The organism is Streptomyces sp. NBC_00425, from assembly GCF_036030735.1.
Lineage (GTDB): Bacteria > Actinomycetota > Actinomycetes > Streptomycetales > Streptomycetaceae > Streptomyces.
In genome coordinates this window covers 9,302,133-9,326,720 of record NZ_CP107928.1, presented here as the reverse complement: position 1 = coordinate 9,326,720, position 24,588 = coordinate 9,302,133, and the positions used below count along the sequence as shown (strand labels likewise).

The following is a 24,588-nucleotide window of genomic DNA, read 5'->3' as shown; positions in this document are numbered from 1 at the left end:
TACGGACGGACTGGTCAGCCGGTGTTCCGCTCGGCCTTGACCAGCAGGTACTCCCACTCCATCGTCCCGTCCGCGAGATGCCGGGCGGCGAGTTCGGTGAGTGCCGCGTCGAGGGCGGACACCTTGTCGGGGTCGTCGGCGATGGAACGGTACACCGCGAGCGTCGGGCCGTAGCAGGACTTGAAGAACTCCCGGAACTCCTCGGCCCGGGCGAACCGGTCGACGCGCAGCCGCCGGCGATCGGCGTCGACGGCACTCACCCGGTCGCCGAACAGAGACCGCACGTGATCCTCGTCGCCCCACAGCGGCGGCGGCTGTGCTCCGGGCGGAGGCGGGGGCGCGTACGGGCGCATGACGGCGAACATCTGCCCGCTGAACCCTTCCGGGGTCCAGTTCGCCAGGCCGATGCTGCCGCCCGGCCGGCACACGCGGACGAGTTCGTCGGCCGCCCGCTGGTGGTGCGGGGCGAACATGACGCCGACGCAGGAGACCACCGTGTCGAATTCGGCGTCCGCGAACGGCAGTGCCTCCGCGTCGCCCTCGCGCCACTCCAGTCCGACGCCACGCTCGGCAGCGAGCTGCCGTCCGGCCTCCAGCAGTTCCGGAGTCAGGTCCACGGCCACCACGTCGGCTCCCGCGAGAGCGGCCGGGATGGCGGCGTTCCCCGAACCGGCGGCGACGTCGAGCACGCGCGTGCCGGGCTGCACACCGCTTCCCCGTATGAGCTCCGGCCCCAGGTCGGGGATCACGTCCGTGGCCACGAGGGGGTAGTCGCCCAGCGCCCACATGGCCCGGTGCTTCGCCTTCAGCGCTTGGTCCGCGCGGGTCGCTCCACTCGCCTCGGTCATGACGGATCCCTCCGCTGCCGCACCGTGTGCGTACGGTGCCGGGCGGTGGCCGCCGTCTCGGACCGGCGCGCCCGCGTTTCGCCGCCTCCTCCGACTGTCTCACGGTTCGACCGTCGGTGCCGGGCCTCGCACACGGCAGAGGGCAGCCGACCGCCGGCCGCCCTCCCGGGCCCCAGGGTTCACGACAATGCGCGCAGTCGCGGTGTCGACACGCCTCCTCCGGTGTGCAGGGAACTTGGCCGCCCGGGCGGTTCAGCGCACGTAGGAGTCGCAGAGGGTCGCCGCTCCGGCGGCTGCCGGCGCCTGACGGGCCCAGCCGCACACGGTGCGCAGGTCGTAGGTGGACGCCGGCCGGCCGGTGTGCGGCCGCGTCGGCCGGTGGTCGGGCACGGTGGGCGCGGTGCCGCGATGACGGGCGCGCGGCGCCGCGGGCCGGGTCGGCGCGGAGCGCACGGCTGCGTGCGGCCGCTGCGCGTGCGGGATGGCGCGGGAGCGCTCGCGCCCGGTGGCGTCCGAGGGATGCCGCGGTGCGGCACGGCGGTCCGTACGCCGCTTCGCCGTCCTGTGGACGGGGGTGGTGGCGACGAGGGCGGTACGGGCGGAAGCCTGGGTCGCCGGCGGCGCGGACGGCGTGAGCGCGGCGGCCGCGTCGACGCGCGGGACGGGCGGCGGGGCCGCGGAGGGGACGGAGGGGACGGACACGCAACCTCCGACGAGCAGGACGCAGGCCAGGACGACGGCGAGGGAGAGCGGGCGGCGCATGTACCCAGAATGGCGACGCCGGGCACCGCTGCGGGGCCGCCTCGCCGATGATCACCGGCACGGGTGACACCACGGCCCGCGCAGGTGACCTCAGGTGGACGGGACCCGAAGGCGCCTCCTCCCCCACCGCCTTGAGAGGGCCGGCCCGCGGACCTACGACGAGAAGCAGACCACCCGAGGCAGGCACCCGCGCCCGGGCGCCGCTCCGCCTCCGCGTGACAACGGGCTGACGCCCTCTCCGCCAGGCACCACGACGGCACCTCTCACCAGGGAGCCCGCGCACTCCGGTGCGGGTTCGTTAGCCTGTTCGCCGACTTCTGACGGTTCCTCCGTCATTCGACTCACACATCCCTGACCTGTGTGAATACCCGTGCCCTGACCATGAGTACGCCCGTCCGAGCGAGGCCCGTGTCGATCCGTCACGTTGCGGAGGTGACACAGCGTCGGTTGTCTCGAAGGTGGTGCGCACATTTCAGGCGCCGTGCAACAGACCGGACGCTGCTTCACTGAAGGGGTTCTTGTGGGCAATGCACGTGTGGGCATCGGCATCGGCCTGGTGGCCGGCATTCTGGCTCTTCAGGTTCCGGTCGCCGCTGCCGCCGGGGAATCGGGTCTCGACATCCGCTCGCGGCAGACCGCCGAGGGCTCCACGGTCACCGTGAGCACCACCGCATGCGGTCCGGACGTGACCTACGGCAAGGGCGAGTCCGGGACGGCCGGGGCGTTCCACCTCTTCGGAGGCGAGACCAAGGGTGTTCTCACCGGTGAGTTCACGGTGCCGGAAGGCACGTCGACCGACACCGTCCTGGTCAAGTGCCCGCCACGGATCATGATCACGGACTCGTACCGGCTCCCGACACGTCGGCCTGACGGGGCCGTCGAGGCCGGTTTCGGAGACACCGGGCAGGGAGCCTCGCAACTCGCCCTGGGCGCGGCGCTGGTCGGCGCGGCCGCCGCCGGAGTGCTGGTGCGCAGGCGTCACCGCGCGACCCCGAGAAGCGACTGACCGCCTGCTCCCGGCCACTCCCTCGCGCCCGGCGGCTCCCTGAGCCTGCCCAGGACCCGGGAGCCGCCGCGAGCACATTGCCTCCCTCGCCCCCTCTCCCCCGCTGCGAGGAAAGAACCCATCGCGATGGCTCCCAGGCAGACCGGCGACGCTTCCTCTTGCCCGTCGTCCTCCTCCTCGTTCATCCCTTCGGGCAGGCTCCTGGCCTGGACACTCGTGGCAGGGGCCCTGCTGGTGGCCGGCGCGCTACACGACGAGCAGCCACCGCAGCCTTCAGCAGGTCAGGCGTTCTCGCCACGTCCCGGAGCCACGGTCCACCGCACCGCCGCACCCACGCCGGACCCCGTCGTGACCCCCCTCCCGCCCGCGGAACCGCTCTGGCTCCGGATCCCCGCCGTCAACGTGAGCGCCCCGGTCACCAAGCTGCACCTCGACTCGTCGGGGGCGCTCGAACCCCCGCCCGCCGACCCTCCCCACCGCGCCGGCTGGTACAGCGAGGGCACGGCACCGGGATCCCACGGGACAGCCGTCACCACGGGCCACGTGGACCTGCCCGGCGGCGCCCCGGGCGTCTTCTACGAGCTCGGCGCGCTGACCAAGGGCGACACCGTGGAGATCGACCGGGCCGACCGGCGGACAGCCGTGTTCACCGTCGAAGCTCTCGAGGTCTACGACAAGAAGCGCTTCCCGAGCGAGAAGGTGTACGGGGGCTCCGAGCGGGCCGAACTACGGGTCATCACCTGCGGAGGCGGCTACTCCAAGCACACGGGCTACCAGGGCAACCTCGTGGTCTACGCGACGCTCACCGCGGTGCGGTGAGGCCGTCGCCCCGCCGTGCGGAGGTGCCGTGCGAACGACCCGCCCTCGCTCGTGACGGTCAGGCCCCTGTGAACAGCACCGTCAGCAGCACCAGCCCGACCGCCGCCGGGGCGATGCCCTCGTACGCCCAGCGCACCTCCGAACGGCCCTCGCCCTGTTTCGTCATGGCACCTGCCTCCTGGAGCGCCCGCAGACCGTCCATGAGTCTGCCGGACCTCGGCCGCAGGCGTCCCGCCTCCGCGCTCGGCGCGTCGGGCCGTCCCGCGTCGAACAGCCCGCGACGGTGCAAGGGCCGGCCACCCGCGCCCAGCGAGGACTCGACCGTCCTCATCTGCTCGTAACCCGCCTGCCGGACGCCCCGCGCGGAGACCGGGAGGGCCCACAGCCGGTACTTGGCGCCCATGAGGTCGAAGACCTCGTTCGAGTGACCGGCCCGCAGACCGGATACGGCGCCCCAGGGCAGACATGCGGGCGATCGTGCCTCACCGGGGTGCCTTACCGGGGTGCAATACGCATGACGGCAGGGGCGTCGATGGGGCGAGCCGGAAGGGGTGCGACCGACGTGGGGAGTGCGGTGACGCGCGAGACCGAGCGGCTCCGCCGTGCCCGGGTGCGATCTGCTTCGCGCCTGAGGGAATGGACGCGGCCCCCGGGCGGTTTCTCAGGACGCCCGGACCGATGCCGACGCACGTCGGTCCAGGTCACGGAGGGGACCTGCGTCGCGTTTCGCGCTGGACCGCCTTCCCAAGCGTGGTGAGTGTGCGGGCGACCGCTCAGCGGGCCGCCGCAGACTCCGACCGAAGCCTTACTCACACAGGAGGATGTTTCATGACGGACCGGCCCCTGACGCTCATGGCCGTACACGCCCACCCCGACGACGAGGCCACGGGAACCGGGGGCGTCCTCGCACGGTACGCGGCGGAGGGCATGCGCACCGTCCTCGTGACATGTACCGACGGCGGTTGCGGTGACGGACCAGGAGGTGTCAAGCCGGGCGATCCCGGGCACGACCCGGCGGCCGTCGCCCTGATGCGGCGTGCGGAACTCGAGGCGAGCTGCGAGGTCCTGAAGATCAGTCACCTGGAGACGCTGGACTACGCCGACTCCGGAATGATGGGCTGGCCGACCAACGACGCCCCCGGCTCGTTCTGGCGGACGCCTGTGGAGGAGGGGGCCGCCCGGCTCGCGGAACTTCTGCGGCGCTACCAGCCCGACGTGGTCGTCACCTACGACGAGAACGGCTTCTACGGTCACCCCGACCACATCCAGGCCAACCGCATCACGATGGCGGCGCTCGCGATGACCGGGTCGACGCCGAAGGTGTACTGGACGACGGCTCCCCGCTCGATGATGCAGCGGTTCGGGGAGGTCATGCGCGAGTTCGGAGGGGACCAGCAGGAGCCGGATCCCGCCGAGGCCGCCGCGATGGCCGAGATCGGGCTCCCCGACGAGGAGATCACCACCTGGGTGGACACCTCCGCGTTCGGCGGACAGAAGTACGATGCGCTGGCCGCACACGCCAGCCAGGGCGAGAACATCTTCTTCCTCAGGATGGGCAAGGAGAAGTTCACCGAGCTGATGGGCGTCGAGACCTTCGTGCGTGTCCAGGACACCACCGGCGCGGCCTCGCCCGAGAGTGACCTCTTCGCCGGACTCCGCTGACCCACCCGCCCACCGGACGCCCTCGCGGACCATCTCGGGCGCCGCGGCGCAGGACCCGGGCCGGCGCTGCGGTGCCCCGGCAGCGCCGGCCCGAGATGCCCTGTTCCACGTAAAAGCGGATATGGGTGTCGTCACTGGTCAGCTGGGTCCAGGCCCAGGCCTCGCCGTCCAGCGCGGAACCCGGCGGCGGGGTGGTCTCTCCCGGCGGCGGCGCGTCCCCGTACCCGGGCGGGCCCGTCGGCAGTGGCGGCACCGCGTCCCCGGATCCCGGCGGGGTTTCCGGAGCCGTCGCGCCGGCCGGAGCCGCCGCCCGCACACCCGCAACGGCAAGGCCGACGATGCGATGTCTCACGCTCACGTACCTCCGTCCGCGTGCCCGGACACCGGCAGGCGTCATCGCCTGATGGGCACACCTCCGACATCGTCGGCACCGCTGCGGGACGGCGCGCGACGACGACGGCGAACGGCCTGCACGGCCCCGGCCTGCGGACGGGGGCGGGTGGGAAGCAAGCAGCCGAACCCGTTCTCCCGTCGGTCAGGGCTCGGGGCGGGCGTCGACGAGTTCGGGCTCCAGTCCCTCGGTGACCTCGGTGCGTACCCGGCCGGCATCGGCGCGCCAGGCCTCGAAGGCCCAGGCGGTGAGGGCGACGACGGCCAGACCCAGCAGCCAGCCGCCGACCACGTCGCTGAACCAGTGGACACCGAGCGCGACGCGGGTGAAGCCGACGCCCAGCACGGAAACCACCGCGAAGCACCAGCACAGGGGCCGCCAGGCCCGGGGCACCAGCGGCAGCAGGACCAGCAGCAGGACGGCGAACGACGTGGTGGCCGTCATCGCGTGGCCGGACGGGAAGGAGAATCCCGGCGCGTGCGCCACCGGATCCTCGAGGGAAGGCCGGGCTCGCTCGACGACCGTCTTGACGACGAGTCCGATGACCCCGCCCGCCACCGCCGTCACGGCGGACCAGGCGGCCAGCCGCCAAGCCCTGCGGTACAGCAGCCAGACCGTCAGCAGTGCGACCACCGTCCGCAGCACGGCGGGGTCCCACACCCAGTCGGAGAGGAAGCGCAGGGTCCGGGTCCACGCCGGATGGGTCACGGCCGTCCGGTGAAGTCTCTCGGCGGCGCCCACGTCCACCCGGCGCAACGGCGTCCACCGGCCCTCGACGAGGATCAGCAGCAGGGCGAAGGGCACCGCGGCGACGGCGGCCACGACGGCCGCCCCGAGGAGTCGGACGCCGAATCTGCGGTCGGCCGCCCGGCGACGGTCTCGAAGGCGCAGGACCGAGGCTCGCACAGCCATTCAGACTCCAGGATCGGGTTCGACGGGGTCGGACCGCAGGGCGCGCGCGGCCTCCAGCTGCGCGGCGAACGCCAGCCCGAGGAAGAGGGCGATGGAGGTCAGATAGGCCCACAGCAGCAGGGACATGAATGCGCTGAGCGGGCCGTAGACCGTGTCGAAGGAGCCGCTGATGCCGAGGTACAGGCTCAGCAGCCAGGTGAGCGTCGTCCACAGCACCAGGTACACGGCGGCGCCGAAGGCCAGCCAGGTGTATCCGGGCTGTCTGCGGCGGGGCGCCCGGCGGAAGATCACGCTGGCCGAGATGAGCGCGAGCAGCAGTCCGAACGGCCATCGCAGTATCTGCCAGGCGGTCTGGGCGCCTCCGTCGAGCCGGTAGACGGTCACCGCCGCGGAGGCGAGGTCGCCGCCGGCCACCATCACGACGAAGCCGAGTCCGAGGGGCAGTCCGGCGGTGACGGACATCACGAGACCGCGCAGGTACTTCTGACCGAAGGGCCGGTCGCGTTCGTTGCCGTAGATACGGTTGGCTCCGCGCTCGACCTGGCACATCGCGGTGGTGGTGTTGACCAGCGAGAAGACCAGACCGAACCACAGCGCGACCTGCGCGCCGTCGCCCGCCGTGCGGCGGCTGCGGCTCAGCGCGTCGTCGACCACTTCGGCACTGGGCCCCTCGGCGATCCGGTGGATCGTCAGTTCGGCGATCCGGCCGATGCTCTCGGTGTGCAGCGTCGTGGACAGACCGACGAACGCGATGGCCAGCGGGATCACCGACAGAACGGTCTGCAGGGCGAGCGCGCGGGAATGGGTGAAGCCGTCGGCGTACCGGAATCGCACGAAGGAGTCGCGCAGCAGGGCCCAGCGTCCGTAGCGGCGCAACGCCGCCAGCGCCTCGTCCGCGGAGAGTTCGTCGCCCCTCATGTCGCGGGTCTCGGGAACCTTGGTCGCGGTGCCCACGTCACCGCCCTCCGGCGGGCAGGAGCACGGTCAGCGCGCCCGGCCTGACCTCGGCGGTGAGCCGCCGGCCCTGCGTCACCGGATCTCCGTCGAGCTCTCGGGACTGCGCGGAGTCGAAGGTCAGTTCGGCCCGCCGGAAGGTGAAGAACTCCACCGGTGTGCCGTCGCCGGCCTCCGCCGAGGCCGTGTCCGCGGCGGACGGCCGGGCCCCCTTCGCGCCACCGCGCACCAGCGTCGTCAGCGCGCGCGTCCAGCCGGCCACGCCCCGCGGGTCGAGGAGCAGCAGGTCGAGGAGGCCGTCGTCAGGGCGGGCGGCGGGCAGGAGCGTCGTGCCGCCCTGCACGGTGCCGACGTTGCCGACCAGCACCATACGGGCCGTGCGGCGCAGGGCGGGGGAGTCGTCGAGCCGGACGGTCAGGCGCATCCGCGGGTTGCGCAATGTGCCGATGCCGGCCAGTACATAGGCCGGCCAGCCCAGGAGGGACTTGGCGCGATCGTTGGTGCGTTCCATGATCGCCGCGTCGAGACCCGCCCCGGACATGGCGGCGAAGTGGGTGGCGGGGAGGGCGTCGCCCTCGATGCGGCCGAGGTCGAGGCGGTGTGGCGTGCCGCGCAGCGCGGCGTCGAGGGCGTCGGTGGGGGTCAGGGGCAGTCCGAGGTTGCGGGCCAGCAGATTGCCGGTGCCGCAGGGCACGACGGCGAGCGGTACCCCGCTGCCGGCCAGCGCGTCCGCGGCGGCACGCAGGGTGCCGTCACCACCGCAGACCACGACGAGACCCGCGCCGTCCCGTAGCGCGCCGGCTGTCTGACCGGTGCCCGGGTCCTCGGCCGTGGTCGCGATGAACACCGGTGCGCGATAGCCGTGTCTGTCCAGGACGCCGCGCAGCGCCTCTCGCTCGGCTTCGCCGGTCACCGTGGGGTTGAAGATCACCGCGGCTGGGCGGTCGTCCGGTGCGCTCCGGCTGGTTCGCTCGCTCGTCGAGGCCGGCGCCGGGCCCGCGTCGGCCGCGGCGGTCACGGTGGCGCCGGTGAGCAGGGTGCGGCCGACGATCAGCAGGGACAGGCTGCCGTTGACCAGCCCGCCGATGACGTCCGTGGGGTGGTGCATGCCCCGGTAGAGACGGGCGAGCGCGACCACCGACGGAACGAGCAGCAGCAGAGCGCCGACGATCCGCCGCCACGGCCCGCGCAGCCGGGACAGCGCGAGCACCGCGAGTCCGCCGTAGATCGCGGTGGCCGCGCCGGTGTGGCCCGAGGTGTAACTGGAGGTGGGCGGAGAGGCGTCGAGGCGGTGCACCTCGGGCCGGTCGCGGTCCACCGCCTCGGTGATGACCAGGAAGACCAGTGACTGCAGGGACACGGCGACGGCGAGAAAGGTCGCCTGACGCCACATCGGCAGCCGGGGTATCAGGATCAGTGCCGCGCAGGCCAGGACCGTGACGGCGATCACGGTGAGGGTGTTGCCGGCCTCGGACCCGAGGAACGACAGGGTGGTGAGGGTGCCGGTACGGGCGTGTTCCAAGCCCTCGTTGACGTCGTCCTCGACCGTCATCGGCCACAGTCCGCGAGCCGGTCCGGTGATCAGCAGTCCGCATCCCACCATGACCGCGCCCTGGCAGACCGTCAGTGCCGCGATGCGCGCGGCGGCCCGTCCCGTGCCCTTCGGCAGCGCGAGCGAGCGGCCGGTCCGGTCGGCCCCTGGTCTGCGGCCAGGAAGCCCGGCCGGTCTTTCCGGTGCGGCGGTCGGCATCAGTTCTCCCACGGGTAGGCACGGCACGTCGGCCCGAGGCATGGAGTCCGACGCACCGCCGTCTGCCCCCGAAAGCGCCGCGCAGACCTGGCGTCGGCGAACAACCGGCCCTCCGTGAGTCGCGTCCGGGCGCTGTCAGCCGTCGTGGCCGAGCTCCCTGAAGGCGCGGTCCAGCATGTCGGCGAAGAAGTCGACGGCGTCGTCGTCGATGCACAGCGGGGGTTTGATCTTCAGGATGTTGAGGTGGTCGCCGGTGGGCTGGACGACCACACCGAGGTCGAGGAGGCGCTCGCACAGTTCGGCGGTCTCCTGTGTGGCCGGCTCCAACGTGTCGCGGTCGCGGACGAGTTCGAGGCCGAGGTACAGGCCCGAGCCGTGGACGGCGCCGATGACGGCGTAGGTCTCCGCCAGCGCCTGGAGCCGGCCTTTCAGGCGGCCTCCGGCACGGACCGCGTTGCCCTGGAGGTCCTCGTCGTGCAGGGCGTCCAGGACGGTGAGGCCCACGACGCTCGAGACCGGGCTGCCCCCGGTGGACGAGAAGAAGTACCCCTGGTCGCGATACCGATCGGCGACCGCCTTGGACGTGATGACGGCGCCGAGTGGGTGACCGTTGCCCATGCCCTTGGCCACACAGACCACGTCGGGCACGACCTGCTGCTGCTCGAATCCCCAGAACCAGTGCCCCAGACGGCCGTAGCCCACTTGCACCTCGTCGGCGACGGCGAGGCCACCGTGGCGGCGGACGGCCGCGTAGACGTCGGCGAGATAGCCCTCGGGCAGCGCCACTCCCCCGGCGTTGCCGTAGAAGGTCTCGCTGACGAAGGCCCCGGCCGGGCGGCCCGACGCGGCCAGCCCATCGATGACCGCAGCGGCCTCCGGCCCGTAGCGCACGGCCTCCATCCCGCGGTGCCGCCCGCGGTACGCGTTGGGCGAGTCCACGGTGTGCACCCAACTCGGCCGGGTCGTCAGGGCGTTCGGGTTGTCCTGGAGCGACGTGGACACCGCGTCGGATGCGTAGGTCCAGCCGTGGTAGGCCTCTCGGACCGCGACGACGTCGTGGTGTCCGGTGGCTCCGACGGCGAGGCGCAGGCCGAGGTCCACCGCCTCGGATCCGGAGTTGACCAGGAACACCGTGTCGAGCGGCTCGGGCAGGAGAGCGGCGAGACGTTCGGTGAACTCCACGACCGAGGCGTAGTGGAACCGCGAGTTGGTGTTGAGCCGTCGCAGCTGGCGCGCGACGGCCTGCTCCACGCGGGGGTGGGCGTGCCCCAGCGGGGTGACGTTGTTCACGATGTCGAGGTACGAACGGCCCTCGACGGACAGCAGGTGGTGACGCCAGCCGCGTTCGATGCGCGGAGGGTCGGCGTAGTAGTGCCCCTGTACCGTCGCGAACACGGCCCCGCGCCGCTCCAGCAGGTCCACGGGCTCCGCGCGGCCGGCGGCCGGGAGCCCGAGGAGGGGGGCGGGATCGGCTGTGAGCGCGAGCCATCCGGCCGCGTACTCGGGACGGACCAGGCGCGGCACGACGAAGCCGTCGGCGGACGTCAGCGCCACGTGGACCGCTGCTCCGGCGGGCAGAACGGCGAGGTCCTCGCCCGCCCGGACCGTCGAGCCGGCGTCGACCGCCGGCCGGACCGTGTCCGGGAAGGACAGCGTCAGCACCATGGCGCCGTAGGCGATCCCGATGCGGCCCGGGGCCGCGGCAAGGACCTCTCCCCCGGCGGGAGCCTGCGCCACCACGGCCTGCCCGAGCCACAGGTCGACACCGGTGGGCACCGTGGCGGGCGACTCCGCCGACAGGGCCGGAGCCCGGGTGAGCCGTGCCTGCGCGTGATGCGTGGCGACCACGCAGGCTCCGTCCGCGAGCGCGGCGAGCGCCGGCCGGCGCTCGGCGTCCGCCGCGAGCCACGCCCCGTGATCCATGGAGTCCGCGCCGGTTGACAGGTCGAGGAAGGTGACGTCGGCGGCGGTCACGCCGCGCAGCAGACCGTGCGCGGGCGCGTCCGCTCGGGCCGGCACGCCGGCCGCGCCGATCGCCTCCCTGACGAGGCGGGTCATCACCTGATGGGGCAGCCGGGTGGCCTGCTCGAAGATGAGCCACTCGTGGTCGAGGGCGGCCGTGGCGTAGGCGTTGTCCTCGTCGACGGCGGCCTGGTGATGCCCGCTGGCCACCAGGACGGCGGCGCGCAGCACCACGAGTGGCCACAGCGCCTCCGCCTCCTGCACGGAGAGCGGCCGCACCGCATGGAAGGCCCGGACGGCGGCCAGCACGTGGTGGGGTTCGACGCCGTCGTGGTGGAGCATCGAGGACAGCGACACGGCAAGTTCGCTCACCGCCCAACTCGTCGTCAGGTCACCGAAGTCGATGATGCCGTCGGGCGTCGGCGGGTGTCCGACGAGGGAGCGGATCAGGTTGTCGTCCGTGAGGTCCAGGTGCACGGCCTGCGACGGCAGGGCGGCCGCGTGGTTCTCCACCGCGGCCCAGGCGTCGGCGGTCGCGGTGCGGACGGCGGCGCGCCGGTCCGGCTCGCCGATGTGGCCGGCGAGCTCGGCGACGACACGGGGTGCGTGCCGCAGGTCCCACTGGAGCACCCGCTCGAGGCCGGGGTGCCGGAAGTCCCGCAGGGCGCTGCTGACCTTCGCGGTGACGGCGCCCATGGCCGCCACCGTGACCGGGGACAGGTGACGGGAACCCGTGAGCGGCCCGCCGGGCAGGAACCGAAGGAGCCGGGCGACGGCCGGTCCGCCGTCGGCGTCGACCGTGGTGCGGCGCGGGGAGCCGTCGGGGTGGCGCAGAACGGTCGCGACGCGCAGTTCCGGGTGGGCCGCGGCGATCAGATCGGCGGCCGTGTCCTGGGCGTCGATCTCCACCGGACCGAAGGCGGGGTTGGCGATCTTGAGGATCGCCTGGGCCGTCCCGTCGTCTGCACGGAGCAGGAAATTGGCGTCCTGCTGGCTTCCCAGGGGCGTGGCACGAGCGGTGAGGCCGAGGTGGCGGTCGGCGATGCGCTCGGCCTGATCGGCGGTCACCCGCGGTGCCGGAAGGGCGCCGTGGGCGAAGAAGTCGACGGCGCGGTGTTCGTCGTGCGGCATGCGGGGTTCCTCGGCTGGCTGGACGGACCCGGGTTTCAGGGCGCTGACGCCCGGGGCTTCGGTGTCACTGGTCGACGTCCCACAGGAAGCGGTGGGTGTGGATCGCGAAGTAGGGGAAGCTCTCCACGGAGGCGATGCCGTCGACGGCCCGGACGACGTCGTTGATGAAGTCCAGGAGAGTGCTGGGGCTGCTGCACACGACCTCGGCGAACAGGTCGTAGCGGCCGGAGGTCAGGACCGTGTAGACGACTTCGTCGTGCCTGGCGAGTTCATCGGCCACCGCACGGGGGTCGCCCCCGATGCCCACGCCCAGAAGCGCCATCGTCTGCCGGCTCATGGTCATCGGATCGGTCACCCCGACGACCTGGACGACCTTGCTGTCGATCAGCCGCTGCAACCGCAGCCTCGCGGCCGAGGGCGACAATCCGACCTTGGGTCCCAGGTCGGCGTACGGGATACGTCCGTCGACCTGGAGCTCCCGCAGGATGGCCCGGTCGATGTCGTCCATCGAGCGCCTCCCCTCCGTCTGAAACAGCCGACCATGCTTGCGATTCCGTCACCATGACGCATTCGCACGCTTGAATCAAGCGTCACGACGAAGGAATCGAGTGTGGACGGTTCCGCGAGCGCGACCTGGGCACCTGCCGACCCGGCGCCGGCCGCGCCGTCACCCCGCGCCGCCCCAGGCGGCTCGTGCGCCTCACCGCGGAGAGGCCTACCCGATATAGGTCCGATGTATCAGCGACGCCGCCCTCCCATGTCCTTCCGCGTCAGATACAGCACCCCCACAAAGTGCACCTTATTTCCGCCCTCTTTGTCGCAAGCCTTGCCCACACCTAGACGCGACCACCACCATGCCTCTATAAATCCATCCGATGTCTCCTGACCGGGGCGGCGAAGAGACCGTGCCCCGGTCGGCAGTCCGCTCCCTCACGCCCTGCCCCCCGACACACGGAGCCGCACCATGTCCTCAGCTCGCCTCAGCAGACGCTCTCTGATGAAGGCCGCCGCCCTCGCCGGAGGGATCGCGGCCTTCGGTCTGCCGCAGGGCCTGTGGCCCACCGCCGCCCAGGCGTACACCGTCCCCTCGAAGATGGACTGGTGGTACCAGGCCAGGTTCGGCATGTTCATCCACTTCGGGTCCTACTCCTACCTCGGCCAGGGCGAGTGGGCCTTCGACAGCCAGCAGTGGAGCAAGGCGAACTACCAGACCCAGGTCACCCAGAACTTCGACCCGGCGCAGTTCGACGCCAACGCCATCGCCGAGCTGGCCGCGAACGCCGGCATGAAGTACCTCGTGATCACCGCCAAGCACCACGAGGGCTTCGCGATGTGGGACTCCGACGTGGCCGGCTTCACCGACACCACGGGCACCAAGCGCTTCAACCTGCACGACTACCACGGCGTTCAGACCGACCCGCTGATGGACCTCAAGGCCGCATGCGAAAGCCGTGGCATCAAGTTCTGCCTCTACTACTCGATCCTCGACTGGAACCACCCTTCGCAGACCGACCGCCACGAGGGCGGTCTCACCACGATGTCCTCGCAGGCCGCCCGCACCGCCTACATCGCCGACCTGAAGGCTCAGCTTCAGGAACTGCTGGATCGCTACGACCCGGCGCTGCTGTGGTTCGACGGCGACTGGTTCGACGAGCCGTCCAGCCCCACCCTCGAGGACTGGTGGCTGGCGTCGGACGGCGTCGACCTCTACAACTGGCTGATCGCCCGCAAGCCCGGCCTCATCGTCAACGAACGCGTCAAGCGGGACCACGGTCTCGGCGACTACGCCGTCGCGGAGTTCGGGATACCCGCCGCACCGATGAGCCGACCGTGGGAGCGGTGCGCCACCATGAACGGCGCCTGGGGTTACAACGCGTCGCGTGAGAACTCGTACCGATCCGTGAAGGACATCGTCCAGGAGCTCGTCACGGTCGTCTCCCGCGACGGCAATCTCCTGTTGAACATCGGCCCCAAGGGCGACGGCTCGGTGACCGCGGGAACCCGGACCGTACTGAACGGCCTGGCCTCATGGATGTCGACGTACGGCGAGAGCATCCACGGCACCAGCGGCAGCCCGTCGGCCACCGAACCCGCATGGGGCAAGCTCACCAAGAAGAGCGGCAAGCTCTTCGCCCATGTGTTCGCCTGGCCCACGGACGGCAAGCTCCAGATCCCCGCGATCGACAACACGATCACCCGGGTCTACCTGATGAACAACCCCTCGGTCGCACTGCCGTACACCGTCACCGACCAGATCAGCGTCACCGTGCCGGCCACCGCGCCGGACGCGAGGGTTTCCGTGGTGTGCGTCGAGGTCCAGGGCATGCCCGTGACCTTCTCCGCGCCGGCGGTCTTCCAGCACGTCGACTACCAGGGCACTCGCGCCGACCTGCCGCTCGGCAGCTACACGTCCGCCCAGCTGTCCGCCGCCGGCCTGGGGCCCGCCATGGCCTCCTCGCTCCGGGTGCCCGCCGGATTCCAGGTGACGGGCTACTCCGGCGACAACTTCACCGGCACCGCCTGGACGTTCGCCTCGGACGCCCCCGACCTGCGCGTGACCGGCAACAACGACGTCATCGCCTCCCTGAAGGTGACGTTCGCCCCCGCCACGTACTTCAGCCTGACCAACGTCACGAACAACCTGGTCCTGGACAGCGGCGGTAACGTCGCCGCCGGCTCCAACCTGAAGCAGTGGGAGGCGGTGAACTCCACCAATCTCCAGTGGCAGGCCGTCGAACTCGGCAACGGCTACTACAGACTCGTCAACCGCACCAACGGCATGGTCGCCGACGGCTGGGGCTCCACCGCCAACGGCGACCCCGCCCGGCAGAAGGCCTGGGACGGCGGCGACACCCAGCAGTGGCAGATCACCCACCGCGGCCAGGGCCGGTACTCGATCGCCAACCGCCGTACCGGACTGGTCCTCGACGGCGGTGGGAACGTCACCTCGGGGGCCGTGACCAAACAGTGGACGTGGCAGCAGAGCACCAACCTGCTGTGGACGATCAAACCGGTCGGCTGACCGTCGTCGTCAGGGCGCCGGGACCCGTCCGGTCCCGGCCCTGGCGTCGGCCCCCGACGACGCGATCAGGTCCGAGCCCCCGGCCCCGCGGTCCATGAGGCCCCCGAGAACGGCGAGCCCGAGGCCGACGGCGGCGAGAGCGGCGCCGACCAGAGCCGGCGAGGCCCAGCCCCAGCCGGCCGAGATGACCAGACCGCCGAGCCAGGCGCCGCCCGCGTTGGCGAGGTTGAAAGCCGAATGGTTGGAGGCCGCCGCCATCGTCGGAGCGTTCTTCGCCTTGGCCATGAGAAGCATCTGCACCGGCGTCGTGACGAGGGCTCCCATCGCGCCCATGACGACGAGCGTCACGAGTGCGGGGACAACGCTGTGGACCGTGAAGAAGAACGTCACGAGCGTCGCCCCGAGCAGCGCGAACCCTCCGTACAACGTGGGGCGCAGTGCGCGGTCCGTCAGCGGGCCCGCGACCAGCGTGCCCAACGTCATGCCGAGGCCGTACAGCGCGAGAACCCAGGTCGTCGAGGAGTCGGTGAAACCCGTCAGGTGCGTCAGCATCGGCACCAGGTAGCTGTAGACGGCGAAGAAGCCGCCGAATCCCACGACCGCGGTGACCAGACCGAGAGCGACCTGCCGGTTCCCCATCGCCCTCAGCTCGTGCCGGATGCCGGCCTGGCGGCCGCGCGGCTGATGCGGAACGAAGGCCGCCAGCGCGGCGAGGGCGACGAGGCCGATCACGGCGACCGCGCAGTAGGCGTATCGCCAGCCCAACTGCTGTCCGAGCGCCGTGCCGGCCGGCACGCCGACGATGTTCGCGACGGTGAGCCCGAGGAACATCCTGGAAACCGCCCGTCCGGCCCGCTCGGGGGCGACCAGACGAGAAGCCACGACGGCTCCCACGCCGAACAGCGCTCCGTGCGGCAGACCCGCGAGGAATCGCGCGGCGAACAGCAGGCCGAAGTCGGGCGCCAGCGCGGACGCCACATTGCCGACCACGAACAGCCCGGACAGCAGGAGCAGGAGGCGTTTGTGGGAGACGCGCGCGCCGAGGCCCGTCAGCACCGGGGCGCCGACGACGACGCCGAGCGCGTAGGCCGAGACGACGTTGCCGGCCTGCGGCACGGACACGCCGATCCCGTCGGCGATCTGGGGCAGCAGCCCCATCGTGGCGAACTCGGTCGTGCCTATGCCGAACGCGACGAGGGCCAGAGACAGCAGAGCCAAGGGCATGGAACGAGAACACCTTTCACCACGACGGGGGTTCGGACAGGCGGAGCAGAGCAGACGCGGGCCACGGTCCTACGACGGTCGTGGCCGGTCGCACCGGCCGTCATCGCCCGGCTCCCCCCGCGCAAGGGAGGCTCCCACAAGGGCAGCGATGACTGAGGTGCGGGCATTCCAAGATCGGCGCCCTGGGGGTATGGCACCTGTCACACCCGGGCGGGGCAGGCACCCCGTCGCCGTGCCTCCCGTTCCCCCGAACCGGGCGTCCGGCGCCGCTCCGCGCGATCAGAGACCCGCAGGGACGTGATCTACGCCACAAACACGGAGTCGCACGCGTACATCTCCCGATCGCGAGAATGCGTGTCGTACAGCTCGGAACAAGGCCCTCCCCCCGGCCACCGAGCTCCGTCGTCCCCACGCCCACCCCCCCAGGGCAGTGGGGACGACGCATGCCCGCCCAGGGCGTGTTCCGAAAGGGCCCTCCGCGCTTCGGGCAGACGACGTCACCTTCGGAACACGCCCTGGAACTCAGCCGCTCTTACGACGGAACGAGCGCTGACTGGCGGCCGGACCGTGCGTGCCGTGAACCTTCGACGTGTCGCTGTTCGCAGCGACGTCGGCGGCGTCCGCCTGCATCCCGCGCTTGCGCGCCAGAGCTTCTCGGAACTTGCGCTTCAAGTCGTCCTGACCGTCGGCGTCGGGCGCGGGGGCGCCCTTCTCGCCGTCGACGGGTTCCGCGTTCTCGGGCGGTGAAGACTCTCCAGCCATGGTGACCTCCTGGGACCGGGCAGTGGAAAGCACAGCTTGTCATGCCGGGCACCGCTCGTAGCTCCGTGTCCTGCATCGTCGGCGACGAGGTGACCGGCGCCTGCCCGGGCCGGCCGCCCGGCCCGGGCGTCCCCCGCTCACGGTCCCGTCGCGCCGCGCTTCCCACGGCGACGGACCACGTCCTCGCGCACCCTGCGCCAGCGTGAACGCGCCTGTTCCCGCAGCTCCTCCCACTCCCGGCGGACCTCGTGCTCGGAGGGGCGCCGTCCCTGGCGGATGCGCGCGAGCTCCTCGCTCACCTCACGTCCGAGCACCGCCGAGGCGACGATGACGAGCATGACGGCGAACAGGGCCGAGAGCATGGCGAAGACGGCGCCGACCACGCCGTAGCGGTCGGCGTAGGAGTTGAACAGACGCGGCACATAGAGGGTCGCCCCCCAGGAATACACACTGACGAACACCGCCCCCGTGATTCCGAACGGGATCAGCTCGACGGCCGGGACCCGCTTCGCCGACAGGAGCCGGCCGCTCCACACCAGGAACACCGCACTCACCGCAGCCTCGCACACCGCCGCCGGCAGCCCTCCCAGCCATCCGCCGAGCACCGCGGAGATCCATCCGCTGACGATGGCGTAGCCACCGAGGGAGAAGATCCACCACAGCCCGTTCCGTGAGTTGCGCACGCTGAGCGGTGCGAGCCCCCAGGTCTGCTCGATCAGCCGCTGCGCGGCGCGCGCGAAGCTCAGCACCGAGATCGTCAGGAAGAGCACACCGAGCACGCCGGTGCCGGCGCTCGTCTCCTGCGACGGCGAGAACAGGTACGTCACGGCCTCCGCGCCGGCCCCGTCCAGGTCGTACCGCTGGATGATCCGCTGCGCCGCGTCGATCTGGACCATGCCGCCCACCACGGCCCCGGCCAGGACCGTGAGCGGGACCAGCGCGGTGAACGCGCTCGACGCCAGCGCCATCGAACGGTCGAACCCGATGACCGCCTGGAACCGGCCGACGACGCGCAGAGCGAAGGCGGGTCGGAGACAGAAGGTCAGCGTCCTCAACAGACGCTCACGACGGAGCACTGCCTCTGCGTCCTCCTTCCCCGGCGGCCCCCGCACACGGCGTGAGCGTAACCGCCGGGGTCCTCCCGCTCGGGAACGCCGCACAGGCCACTCCCCCGACCAGCCCCCGCGACGGCGCGCCGCCCGCCTGAGCCGGCGCGCCCCCGCGCCGCGCCGGCGCCGTGCGGACGCGCCTACTCCTGATGGTGGCCGGCGGCGGGAGACCCGACGTGCGAGCACCTTCCTGCCGCGGCCGCCCGGGGGATGCGCAGCCGGTGCATCAGGTCACGCGTGAGGCGGGTGTCGAGCGTGGTGCGCCACGTGAGTTCGGGATACCTGGCGCGCAGGTGCGACAGGGCCCTCGTACCCAGCCCGCAGGTGCGGAACGGTTCGTCGAGGACGACCTCGGTGATCACCCCGTCCGCACACTCGCCGCACACCCGGTACGTCACCTGCCCGACCACCTTGCGGACGTGCACCAGCAGCAGGCACTCCTCGTCCGGACCTTGAGGAGACACCGCGGGCATCAGCCGAACGGCGCGATAGGCCAGAAGTCTGCGGTGCCACCGGCCCTCCCGCCTGCCGGAGCGCCGATGCCTGCCCCCGCCGCGCTGCGGCGAGGACTGCGCTCCGGGTCCACGACCGGCGTACGGGTGGCTCCTCACATACGTCTCGTCTCCTTGCATGCCGACGCGAGTGCCCCTCACCACCGGTCTCATGACACCGACTGCGCAATCGTCGCCCTGCGCGGGTCGGGAGGCGCCTCGCGGGATGCGAGCGCGTGGTGCGGGCCTCGTGGTGCGGGGCCGTGTGAAGGCGCGTGCCGTGGACGCTACTTCAGGCCGATGGCGGCACAGTCCGCCTTGTACTCGGCGGTGCAGATCTGCTTGACGGTGTAGACGCCGTCCCGGACGACCGTGTCCTCGATGTTGTCCTTCGTGACGGCGACCACCGGCACCAGGCTCGCCGGAATCCCCTTCCTGGTAGGGCTGTCGACCTTGTCGCGGGTCAGCGCGTCGAACTCGAGTGAGCGCCCCTGCACCTTGGCCACCGCCATCTTCGCGGCCTGCTCCGCCTCCAGGAGGAACGGCTTGTACACGGTCATGTACTGCTCGCCCGAGACGATCCGTTGCACGGCCGCCAGGTCCGCGTCCTGCCCGGTCACCGGCGGGAGGCTGGTGGCGCCCGCCTCCTTCATCGCGTCGATGACGGCTCCCGCCATGCCGTCGTTCGCCGAGTAGACGGCGGCGATGCCGTTCAGTCCGAGGGCTCGGATCGCCTTCTTCATATTGGCCTTCGCCACGCTGGGCAGCCATCGCGAGGTGGGGTAGGTCTCGGCGATGACGACGTTGCCCTTGAGCTCGTTGAGCGCGCCCTCCTCGAACAGGGCGGTGTTGGGGTCCTCCGGCGAGCCGTTCATCATGATGATCTTGCTGGTGGCCGCCTTGTCGCCGAGCGCCTCCCGGAGCGAGCGGCCCTGGACCTCGCCGACGAGTTCGTTGTCGTGCGAGACATAGGCGTCGATCGGTCCCTGGGCGAGCCGGTCGTAGGCGATGACGGGGATGCCGGCCTCCTTGGCCTCCTCGACGCCGCTCTTGATACTCCGGGCGTCCACCGCGTCCACGAGGATCACGTCCACCCTGGCGGTGATCATGTCCTTGAGTTGCTTCAGCTGCACGCCCGCGTCCGCCCCGGCGTTGGCGTACTTCACCGTGCCCTTGCCGTCGGTGAGGGCGGCGACGTCCTTCTTGATGAGCGGATGGTCGAACTTCTCGAAGCGGCTGGTCTCGGTGTCGGGCAGGAGGAGGCCGACCGTGATGTCGTCGCTTCTGGACGGCGTCTTCGCGTCGTCGCCGACGGAGTCGACGAGGCCGCAGGCGGTGAGGGAGAGGGGGGAGATGCAGGCGACGGCGGCTATGGCGAGGCGACGTGCGGGAGCGGAGGTGCGGGTGGTGCGGGTGGTCACGGCGGGCGCCTTCCGGGCGATGGGGGGGCGGGGCGGGGAGCGGTCCCCGTGCGGACGCCGCGCCGGCCAGGCCCGGAGGGGCGCACCGGCGTGTGGGGCGGCCGGCGCATTCCGGAACTGTGGCGACGGTGCGGGCACTCTAGCGGTCCGGGGACACGGCAAGGTGGCGTTGCGGGCCCGGTGGAGGGCCATGAACGCGACCTTCACCAACCGGGCACCGAACCCGAACACCCCGGTCACCGAACCCGAACACCGTCGACGACGTCACCACACGATCCGACGTCGTGGCGGCGGAGGTCCTGCCGTGGCCCGGCGGCGGTTCCGGAGTCCGTCGCGACGAAACCCCAGGTGCACGACCTGGGGTCCGTTCGTCCGCCGGACGCTCACACGAAGGCGCTCCGGCCGGTGATCGACTTGCCGACGATGAGGGTGTTCATCTCGCGGGTGCCCTCGAAGGAGGAGATCGCCTCGGCGTCGGCGAAGAACCGGGCGATGTCATGGTCCAGGAGGATGCCGTCGCCTCCGAACGTCTCCCGGCTCCAGGCCACGACCTCGCGCATCCGGGTGGTGACGAACGCCTTGGCCAGGGCGGAGTGTTCGTCGCGGAAGGAGTCGATGTGCTGCAGGCGGTCCGCTTCGGGGACCCGTACGTCAGCGGCGGGGCGTCTGCGGACCGACGCCCCGCCGAGGCCGGCGCCGCGGCGCCTACGCGGGCCCGGGAGACGCACTGGGCTGTTTGCAGCAACAGGAATCGGCGTCGGCGTCCGCGGACGGTGAGGCTTGAGCTGCCATGCCGTCGACCACCGTCAGGAGTCTCGATGTCACCACGCCCCGCTCGGCCTCCCCGTGCCTTCAGGCGATCACGTCGAAGGACCGTGCTCGTCGTCGCGGCCACCTCGTTGGCGGTACTGGCACCGGTCACCGCGGGCGCCGCCGCCGGCACGGCCGGACCGACGAACGACCGCACGCTCCAGCGTCAGATCGAGCAGTTCGTGAGCGCGCCGGGCGGTCCCCCCGCCGTCATCGCCGTCCTGCGCGACGGCAGGCGGACGCGCGTGTTCCGGGCCGGCGCCGCGGACCTCGCGACGGGCCGCCCTCCGCACGTCGACGACCACATGCGGATCGCGAGCACGGCCAAGGCCTTCAGCGGAGCAGTGGCACTGTCCCTCGTCGACCGTGGCGCGCTGCGTCTGGACGACACCCTGCGCAAGCGTCTCCCGCAGCTCCCGGCTGCATGGGGCCGGGTGACGCTGCGGCAGTTGCTGCAGCACACCAGCGGCCTGCCGGACTACTCGCAGTCCCCCGGGTTCACGGCGGAGCTCGCCGCCGATCCACGCCACCACTTCGACTCCCGCCACCTGCTCGACTACGTGGCAGGCGAGCCCCTGCTGTTCGCCCCGGGCAGCCGGTACGCCTACTCCAACTCCGACAACATCGCCGTCGCCCTGATGGCGGAAGCGGCCACCGGCACCCCGTACGAACAGCTCCTGCGACGGCTGGTCTACCGTCCGCTGGGGCTGCGCGACACCAGTCTCCCGCAGGGCTACCGCATGCCCGAGCCCTACCTGCACGGGTACGACGTGAGCGACCCCGCCTCTCCGGAGGACGTCAGCGAGCTGGTCAGCGCCTCCGGCGCATGGGCGTCCGGCGGCATCGTCTCCACTCCGCTCGACATGACCCGTTTCATCCGCGGCTACGCGTCGGGCGCCCTCTACGGCAAACGCGTCGTGCGAGAACAGCGCCGCTGGGTCGCGGGATCGTCCGTGCCCGCAGGCCCGGGACGCAACGCCGCGGGTCTGGCCCTCTTCCGCTACACGACACGGTGCGGTGTCGTGCTGGGTCACACCGGGAACTTCCCGGGCTACACGCAGCTGGTGGCCGCCACGCCCGACGGCCGGCGCTCACTGACGTTCTCGCTCACGAGCCAGATCAACGGGGCCGGCGATCCCGCGCGGCTCGAGCGGCTGCGCGCCATCGAGGAGAACTTCGTCTGCGCGCTGCTGCGCGACGGGCGCTGAGCACACTCGGCTCCCGTCCGAGGACACGACCACGGGACCCGGCCGACGGCATGGGCCCGTGGTCGCGGCCGGGACCGCCCGGCGCACTTACCTGAGAGGTCATCGACCGGGACACGCCGTGGTGTCAGGATCATCGGCACGAAGGACCGACGAACCCGGAGGACGCCATGTCTGCCTACGCGATCGCGCACCTGCAAGAGGCTGCTCCCCATGGGGAGATCGCCGAGTACATCGAGCGCATCACGGACACCTTCACACCGTACGGGGGCCGTTTCCTGGTGCACGGCGCACAGCACGAGGTGAAGGAGGGCAGCTGGCCCGGACACGTCGTGGTGATCGGCTTCCCCTCGCTCGCCCAGGCAAGGGAGTGGTGGGGCTCGGACGCGTACCAGGAGATCGCTCCGCTGCGGTCGCGGCACATCCAGGGCGACATCATCCTCGTGCCGGGAGTCGCCGACGGGTACGACGCGACCGCCACCGCGCGGGCGCTACGGGAGTCGCTCCCCGCTCGACAGCCCGCGTAGGCGGCCCGGGCCCTGCTGCACGCGGGCGAGATCGCCGACCACGGACGCGTCGGTCCCGCACAGCGTCGGCACGGCCCCCGGAACACGGTGGGAGGCCCTGCGTCCACTCGCCGTGATCCGGCTGCCGGTTCCCTCCCGGTCGTGCGACAGGGGTTCCCCGAGGCTTGACGATGCAGGGGGGTGCACCTACGGTCCTCTACACCGCTTGCTGCACGATCGGTCGACCTTCCGAAACATTCGTCGGGCAGGGAAGCTATGGGAGCGCTCCCACGTTCTCGCTGTCCCACCCTGCCTGAGCAGCCGACCGACCGACGCCCACATGCGCGCCGTTCCGGGCGACCACTCCCGATCAGCGCATGGGCGGCGAAATTTTCGGCACCGTGCACCGACACGGGCCGAGGCGCAGCAACCGACACGGGGACGAGAAGGCACACGTCAGCGCCGAGCCCAGGAGGAACCATGGCGTCACACGACCGCGCGTCCGGCAGCACCGGGCCGGAATTACCCAGCCGTCGCGCCGTTCTGGCGACGATGAGCGCGCTGCCCGTCCTCGTGGCCGCGACACCGGCTGCCGGGGCGTCCCGCACACCGTCCGCGGCAGCGGCCACGGTGATCGTCGACCCGTCGGCGACGCGGCAGACGATCCGGGGGTTCGGCGGCATGAACCACCCGCTCTGGATCGGCGACCTGACGGCTGCCCAGAGGGACACGGCCTTCGGCAACGGCGACGGCCAGCTCGGGTTCTCCGTGCTGAGGATCCCCGTCGCCGAGGACCGCGCGAACTGGAGCCGCGAAGTCGCGACGGCCAAGCGCGCCGTCGAACTCGGGGCGACCGTGTTCGCCTCGCCGTGGAATCCGCCCGCCGCCATGGTCGAGACGTTCGTCCGGGGCCAGCAGACCAACGCCAAGCGGCTCCGCTACTCCATGTACGGCGCCTATGCACAGCACCTGAACGACTTCGTCGCCTTCATGAAGAGCAACGGAGTCAACCTGTACGCCATTTCCGTGCAGAACGAGCCCGACTACGCCCACGACTGGACGTGGTGGACTCCGAGCGAGATGACCAGGTTCCTGCGGGAGAACGCCGGGTCCATCAGCACCAGGGTCATCGCCCCGGAGTCCTTCCAGTACGTGAAGAGTTTCTCCGACCCCATCCTCAACGACGCCGCGGCGCTCGCCAACGTGGACGTTCTCGGGGCACACCTCTACGGCACCTCGTTCTCGAACTTCCCCTACCCCCTCTTCAAGCAGAAGGGCGGGGGCAAGGAACTCTGGATGACCGAGGTCTACTACCCCAACAGCAGCGATTCGGCCGACCTGTGGCCCCAGGCTCTCGACGTCTCGGAGCACATCCACCGCGCGATGGTGGACGCCGAGTTCCAGGCCTACGTGTGGTGGTACATCCGGCGCGGCTACGGGCCCATGCGGGAGGACGGGCGGATCAGCAAACGCGGCGCCGCCATGGCGCACTTCGCCAGGTTCGTCCGCCCGGGACACGTGCGGATCGCCGTGACCGCCAACCCCCAGTCGAACGTCTACGTCTCCGCGTACCAAGGCGGCGGCTCCCGGGTGGTCATCGTCGCCGTCAACAAGGGCACCTCGGCGGTGAGCCAGCAGTTCACCCTGCGGAACAACAGCTCGTCCGGCGTGTCGTCCTGGTTGACCGACGCGAGCAGGAACCTCGCGTCCCAGAGCAGGATCACCGTGGCGAACGGCGCCTTCACCGCCCAGCTCCCGGCTCAGAGCGTGACGACCTTGGTCACTGGATAGCGCGGACCACCGCCGAGGACGACGCGCCCCCGTTCCCCGTCGACGTGACA

Annotated in this window: 20 protein-coding genes and 1 pseudogene; 7 read left to right on the top strand and 14 right to left on the bottom strand. The window is 71.4% G+C overall.

The window, feature by feature from the left end; all coding sequences use genetic code 11:
* Window positions 1-14: 14 nt before the first annotated feature.
* Both OHS82_RS41255 and OHS82_RS41250 read right to left on the bottom strand, forming a co-directional pair.
* Entirely contained in the window at window positions 15-848 is an 834-nt protein-coding gene (locus OHS82_RS41255; protein WP_328435773.1) for a class I SAM-dependent methyltransferase, read from the bottom strand.
* 252 nt (window positions 849-1,100) lie between these two features.
* The gene (locus OHS82_RS41250) at window positions 1,101-1,610 is read right to left on the bottom strand and encodes a hypothetical protein (RefSeq protein ID WP_328435772.1); all 510 of its coding nucleotides are present in this window, start codon (window positions 1,608-1,610) and stop codon (window positions 1,101-1,103) included.
* 520 nt (window positions 1,611-2,130) lie between these two features.
* On the opposite strand from OHS82_RS41250, the gene OHS82_RS41245 reads away from it, so the two are divergent.
* Together OHS82_RS41245 and OHS82_RS41240 are read left to right on the top strand one after the other, a co-directional pair.
* Entirely contained in the window at window positions 2,131-2,616 is a 486-nt protein-coding gene (locus OHS82_RS41245) for a hypothetical protein (RefSeq protein WP_057577239.1), read from the top strand.
* 201 nt (window positions 2,617-2,817) lie between these two features.
* The gene (locus tag OHS82_RS41240) at window positions 2,818-3,435 is read left to right on the top strand and encodes a class F sortase (RefSeq protein WP_443061842.1); all 618 of its coding nucleotides are present in this window, start codon (window positions 2,818-2,820) and stop codon (window positions 3,433-3,435) included.
* Window positions 3,436-3,493: 58 nt separating this feature from the next.
* On the opposite strand, the gene OHS82_RS41235 is transcribed toward OHS82_RS41240, so the two are convergent.
* A complete protein-coding gene (locus OHS82_RS41235; RefSeq protein WP_328435770.1) occupies window positions 3,494-3,838 on the bottom strand; it encodes a hypothetical protein in 345 nt (114 codons plus the stop codon).
* A gap of 425 nt (window positions 3,839-4,263) precedes the next feature.
* Between OHS82_RS41235 and OHS82_RS41230 the strand changes: the two genes are divergently transcribed.
* On the top strand, window positions 4,264-5,097 hold the full coding sequence (locus tag OHS82_RS41230) for a PIG-L family deacetylase (RefSeq protein WP_057577237.1): 834 nt from the start codon (window positions 4,264-4,266) through the stop codon (window positions 5,095-5,097).
* 535 nt (window positions 5,098-5,632) lie between these two features.
* Here OHS82_RS41230 and OHS82_RS41225 read toward each other — a convergent pair.
* The 5 genes from OHS82_RS41225 to OHS82_RS41205 all read right to left on the bottom strand — a co-directional run bounded on the left by OHS82_RS41225 (window position 5,633) and on the right by OHS82_RS41205 (window position 12,705).
* Window positions 5,633-6,400 (bottom strand): phosphatase PAP2 family protein, encoded by a 768-nt coding sequence (locus tag OHS82_RS41225; protein ID WP_057577236.1) that lies wholly within the window; start codon window positions 6,398-6,400, stop codon window positions 5,633-5,635.
* Window positions 6,401-7,354 carry a YihY/virulence factor BrkB family protein gene (locus OHS82_RS41220; protein ID WP_057577235.1) on the bottom strand — a complete coding sequence of 318 codons (954 nt, stop codon included), beginning with the start codon at window positions 7,352-7,354 and terminating at the stop codon, window positions 6,401-6,403.
* A gap of 1 nt (window position 7,355) precedes the next feature.
* Entirely contained in the window at window positions 7,356-9,104 is a 1,749-nt protein-coding gene (locus OHS82_RS41215; RefSeq protein ID WP_328435769.1) for a diacylglycerol kinase family protein, read from the bottom strand.
* Window positions 9,105-9,239: 135 nt separating this feature from the next.
* Window positions 9,240-12,197: an aminotransferase gene (locus tag OHS82_RS41210; protein WP_328435768.1), complete on the bottom strand. Its 2,958-nt coding sequence runs from the start codon at window positions 12,195-12,197 to the stop codon at window positions 9,240-9,242.
* Between the two features lie 64 nt (window positions 12,198-12,261).
* Complete coding sequence (locus OHS82_RS41205) at window positions 12,262-12,705, bottom strand: Lrp/AsnC family transcriptional regulator (RefSeq protein WP_057577232.1); 444 nt, start codon at window positions 12,703-12,705, stop codon at window positions 12,262-12,264.
* Window positions 12,706-13,161: 456 nt separating this feature from the next.
* Between OHS82_RS41205 and OHS82_RS41200 the strand changes: the two genes are divergently transcribed.
* A complete protein-coding gene (locus OHS82_RS41200) occupies window positions 13,162-15,219 on the top strand; it encodes an alpha-L-fucosidase (protein ID WP_328435766.1) in 2,058 nt (685 codons plus the stop codon).
* Window positions 15,220-15,228: 9 nt separating this feature from the next.
* Here the strand turns inward: OHS82_RS41200 and OHS82_RS41195 are convergent, their stop codons facing one another.
* The 6 genes and pseudogenes from OHS82_RS41195 to OHS82_RS41170 all read right to left on the bottom strand — a co-directional run.
* Window positions 15,229-16,443: an MFS transporter gene (locus OHS82_RS41195; RefSeq protein WP_328435764.1), complete on the bottom strand. Its 1,215-nt coding sequence runs from the start codon at window positions 16,441-16,443 to the stop codon at window positions 15,229-15,231.
* Window positions 16,444-16,965: 522 nt separating this feature from the next.
* Window positions 16,966-17,205 carry a DUF5302 domain-containing protein gene (locus OHS82_RS41190; protein ID WP_057577229.1) on the bottom strand — a complete coding sequence of 80 codons (240 nt, stop codon included), beginning with the start codon at window positions 17,203-17,205 and terminating at the stop codon, window positions 16,966-16,968.
* A gap of 137 nt (window positions 17,206-17,342) precedes the next feature.
* Window positions 17,343-18,281: a hypothetical protein gene (locus tag OHS82_RS41185; RefSeq protein ID WP_328435763.1), complete on the bottom strand. Its 939-nt coding sequence runs from the start codon at window positions 18,279-18,281 to the stop codon at window positions 17,343-17,345.
* A gap of 173 nt (window positions 18,282-18,454) precedes the next feature.
* Window positions 18,455-18,778 (bottom strand): N-acetyltransferase, encoded by a 324-nt coding sequence (locus tag OHS82_RS41180; protein ID WP_242433063.1) that lies wholly within the window; start codon window positions 18,776-18,778, stop codon window positions 18,455-18,457.
* Between the two features lie 314 nt (window positions 18,779-19,092).
* Complete coding sequence (locus OHS82_RS41175) at window positions 19,093-20,226, bottom strand: sugar ABC transporter substrate-binding protein (RefSeq protein WP_328435761.1); 1,134 nt, start codon at window positions 20,224-20,226, stop codon at window positions 19,093-19,095.
* Window positions 20,227-20,609: 383 nt separating this feature from the next.
* Window positions 20,610-20,855 (bottom strand): annotated as a pseudogene (locus tag OHS82_RS41170) (acyl-CoA dehydrogenase family protein); the annotation flags it as partial.
* A gap of 189 nt (window positions 20,856-21,044) precedes the next feature.
* Between OHS82_RS41170 and OHS82_RS41165 the strand changes: the two are divergent.
* The 3 genes from OHS82_RS41165 to OHS82_RS41155 all read left to right on the top strand — a co-directional run bounded on the left by OHS82_RS41165 (window position 21,045) and on the right by OHS82_RS41155 (window position 24,538).
* Window positions 21,045-22,244 (top strand): serine hydrolase domain-containing protein, encoded by a 1,200-nt coding sequence (locus tag OHS82_RS41165; protein ID WP_328435759.1) that lies wholly within the window; start codon window positions 21,045-21,047, stop codon window positions 22,242-22,244.
* Window positions 22,245-22,411: 167 nt separating this feature from the next.
* Window positions 22,412-22,768, top strand: coding sequence for a DUF1330 domain-containing protein (locus tag OHS82_RS41160; protein WP_057577381.1), 357 nt, complete (start codon window positions 22,412-22,414; stop codon window positions 22,766-22,768).
* 459 nt (window positions 22,769-23,227) lie between these two features.
* Complete coding sequence (locus OHS82_RS41155; protein ID WP_328435758.1) at window positions 23,228-24,538, top strand: glucuronoxylanase; 1,311 nt, start codon at window positions 23,228-23,230, stop codon at window positions 24,536-24,538.
* Window positions 24,539-24,588: the final 50 nt, after the last annotated feature.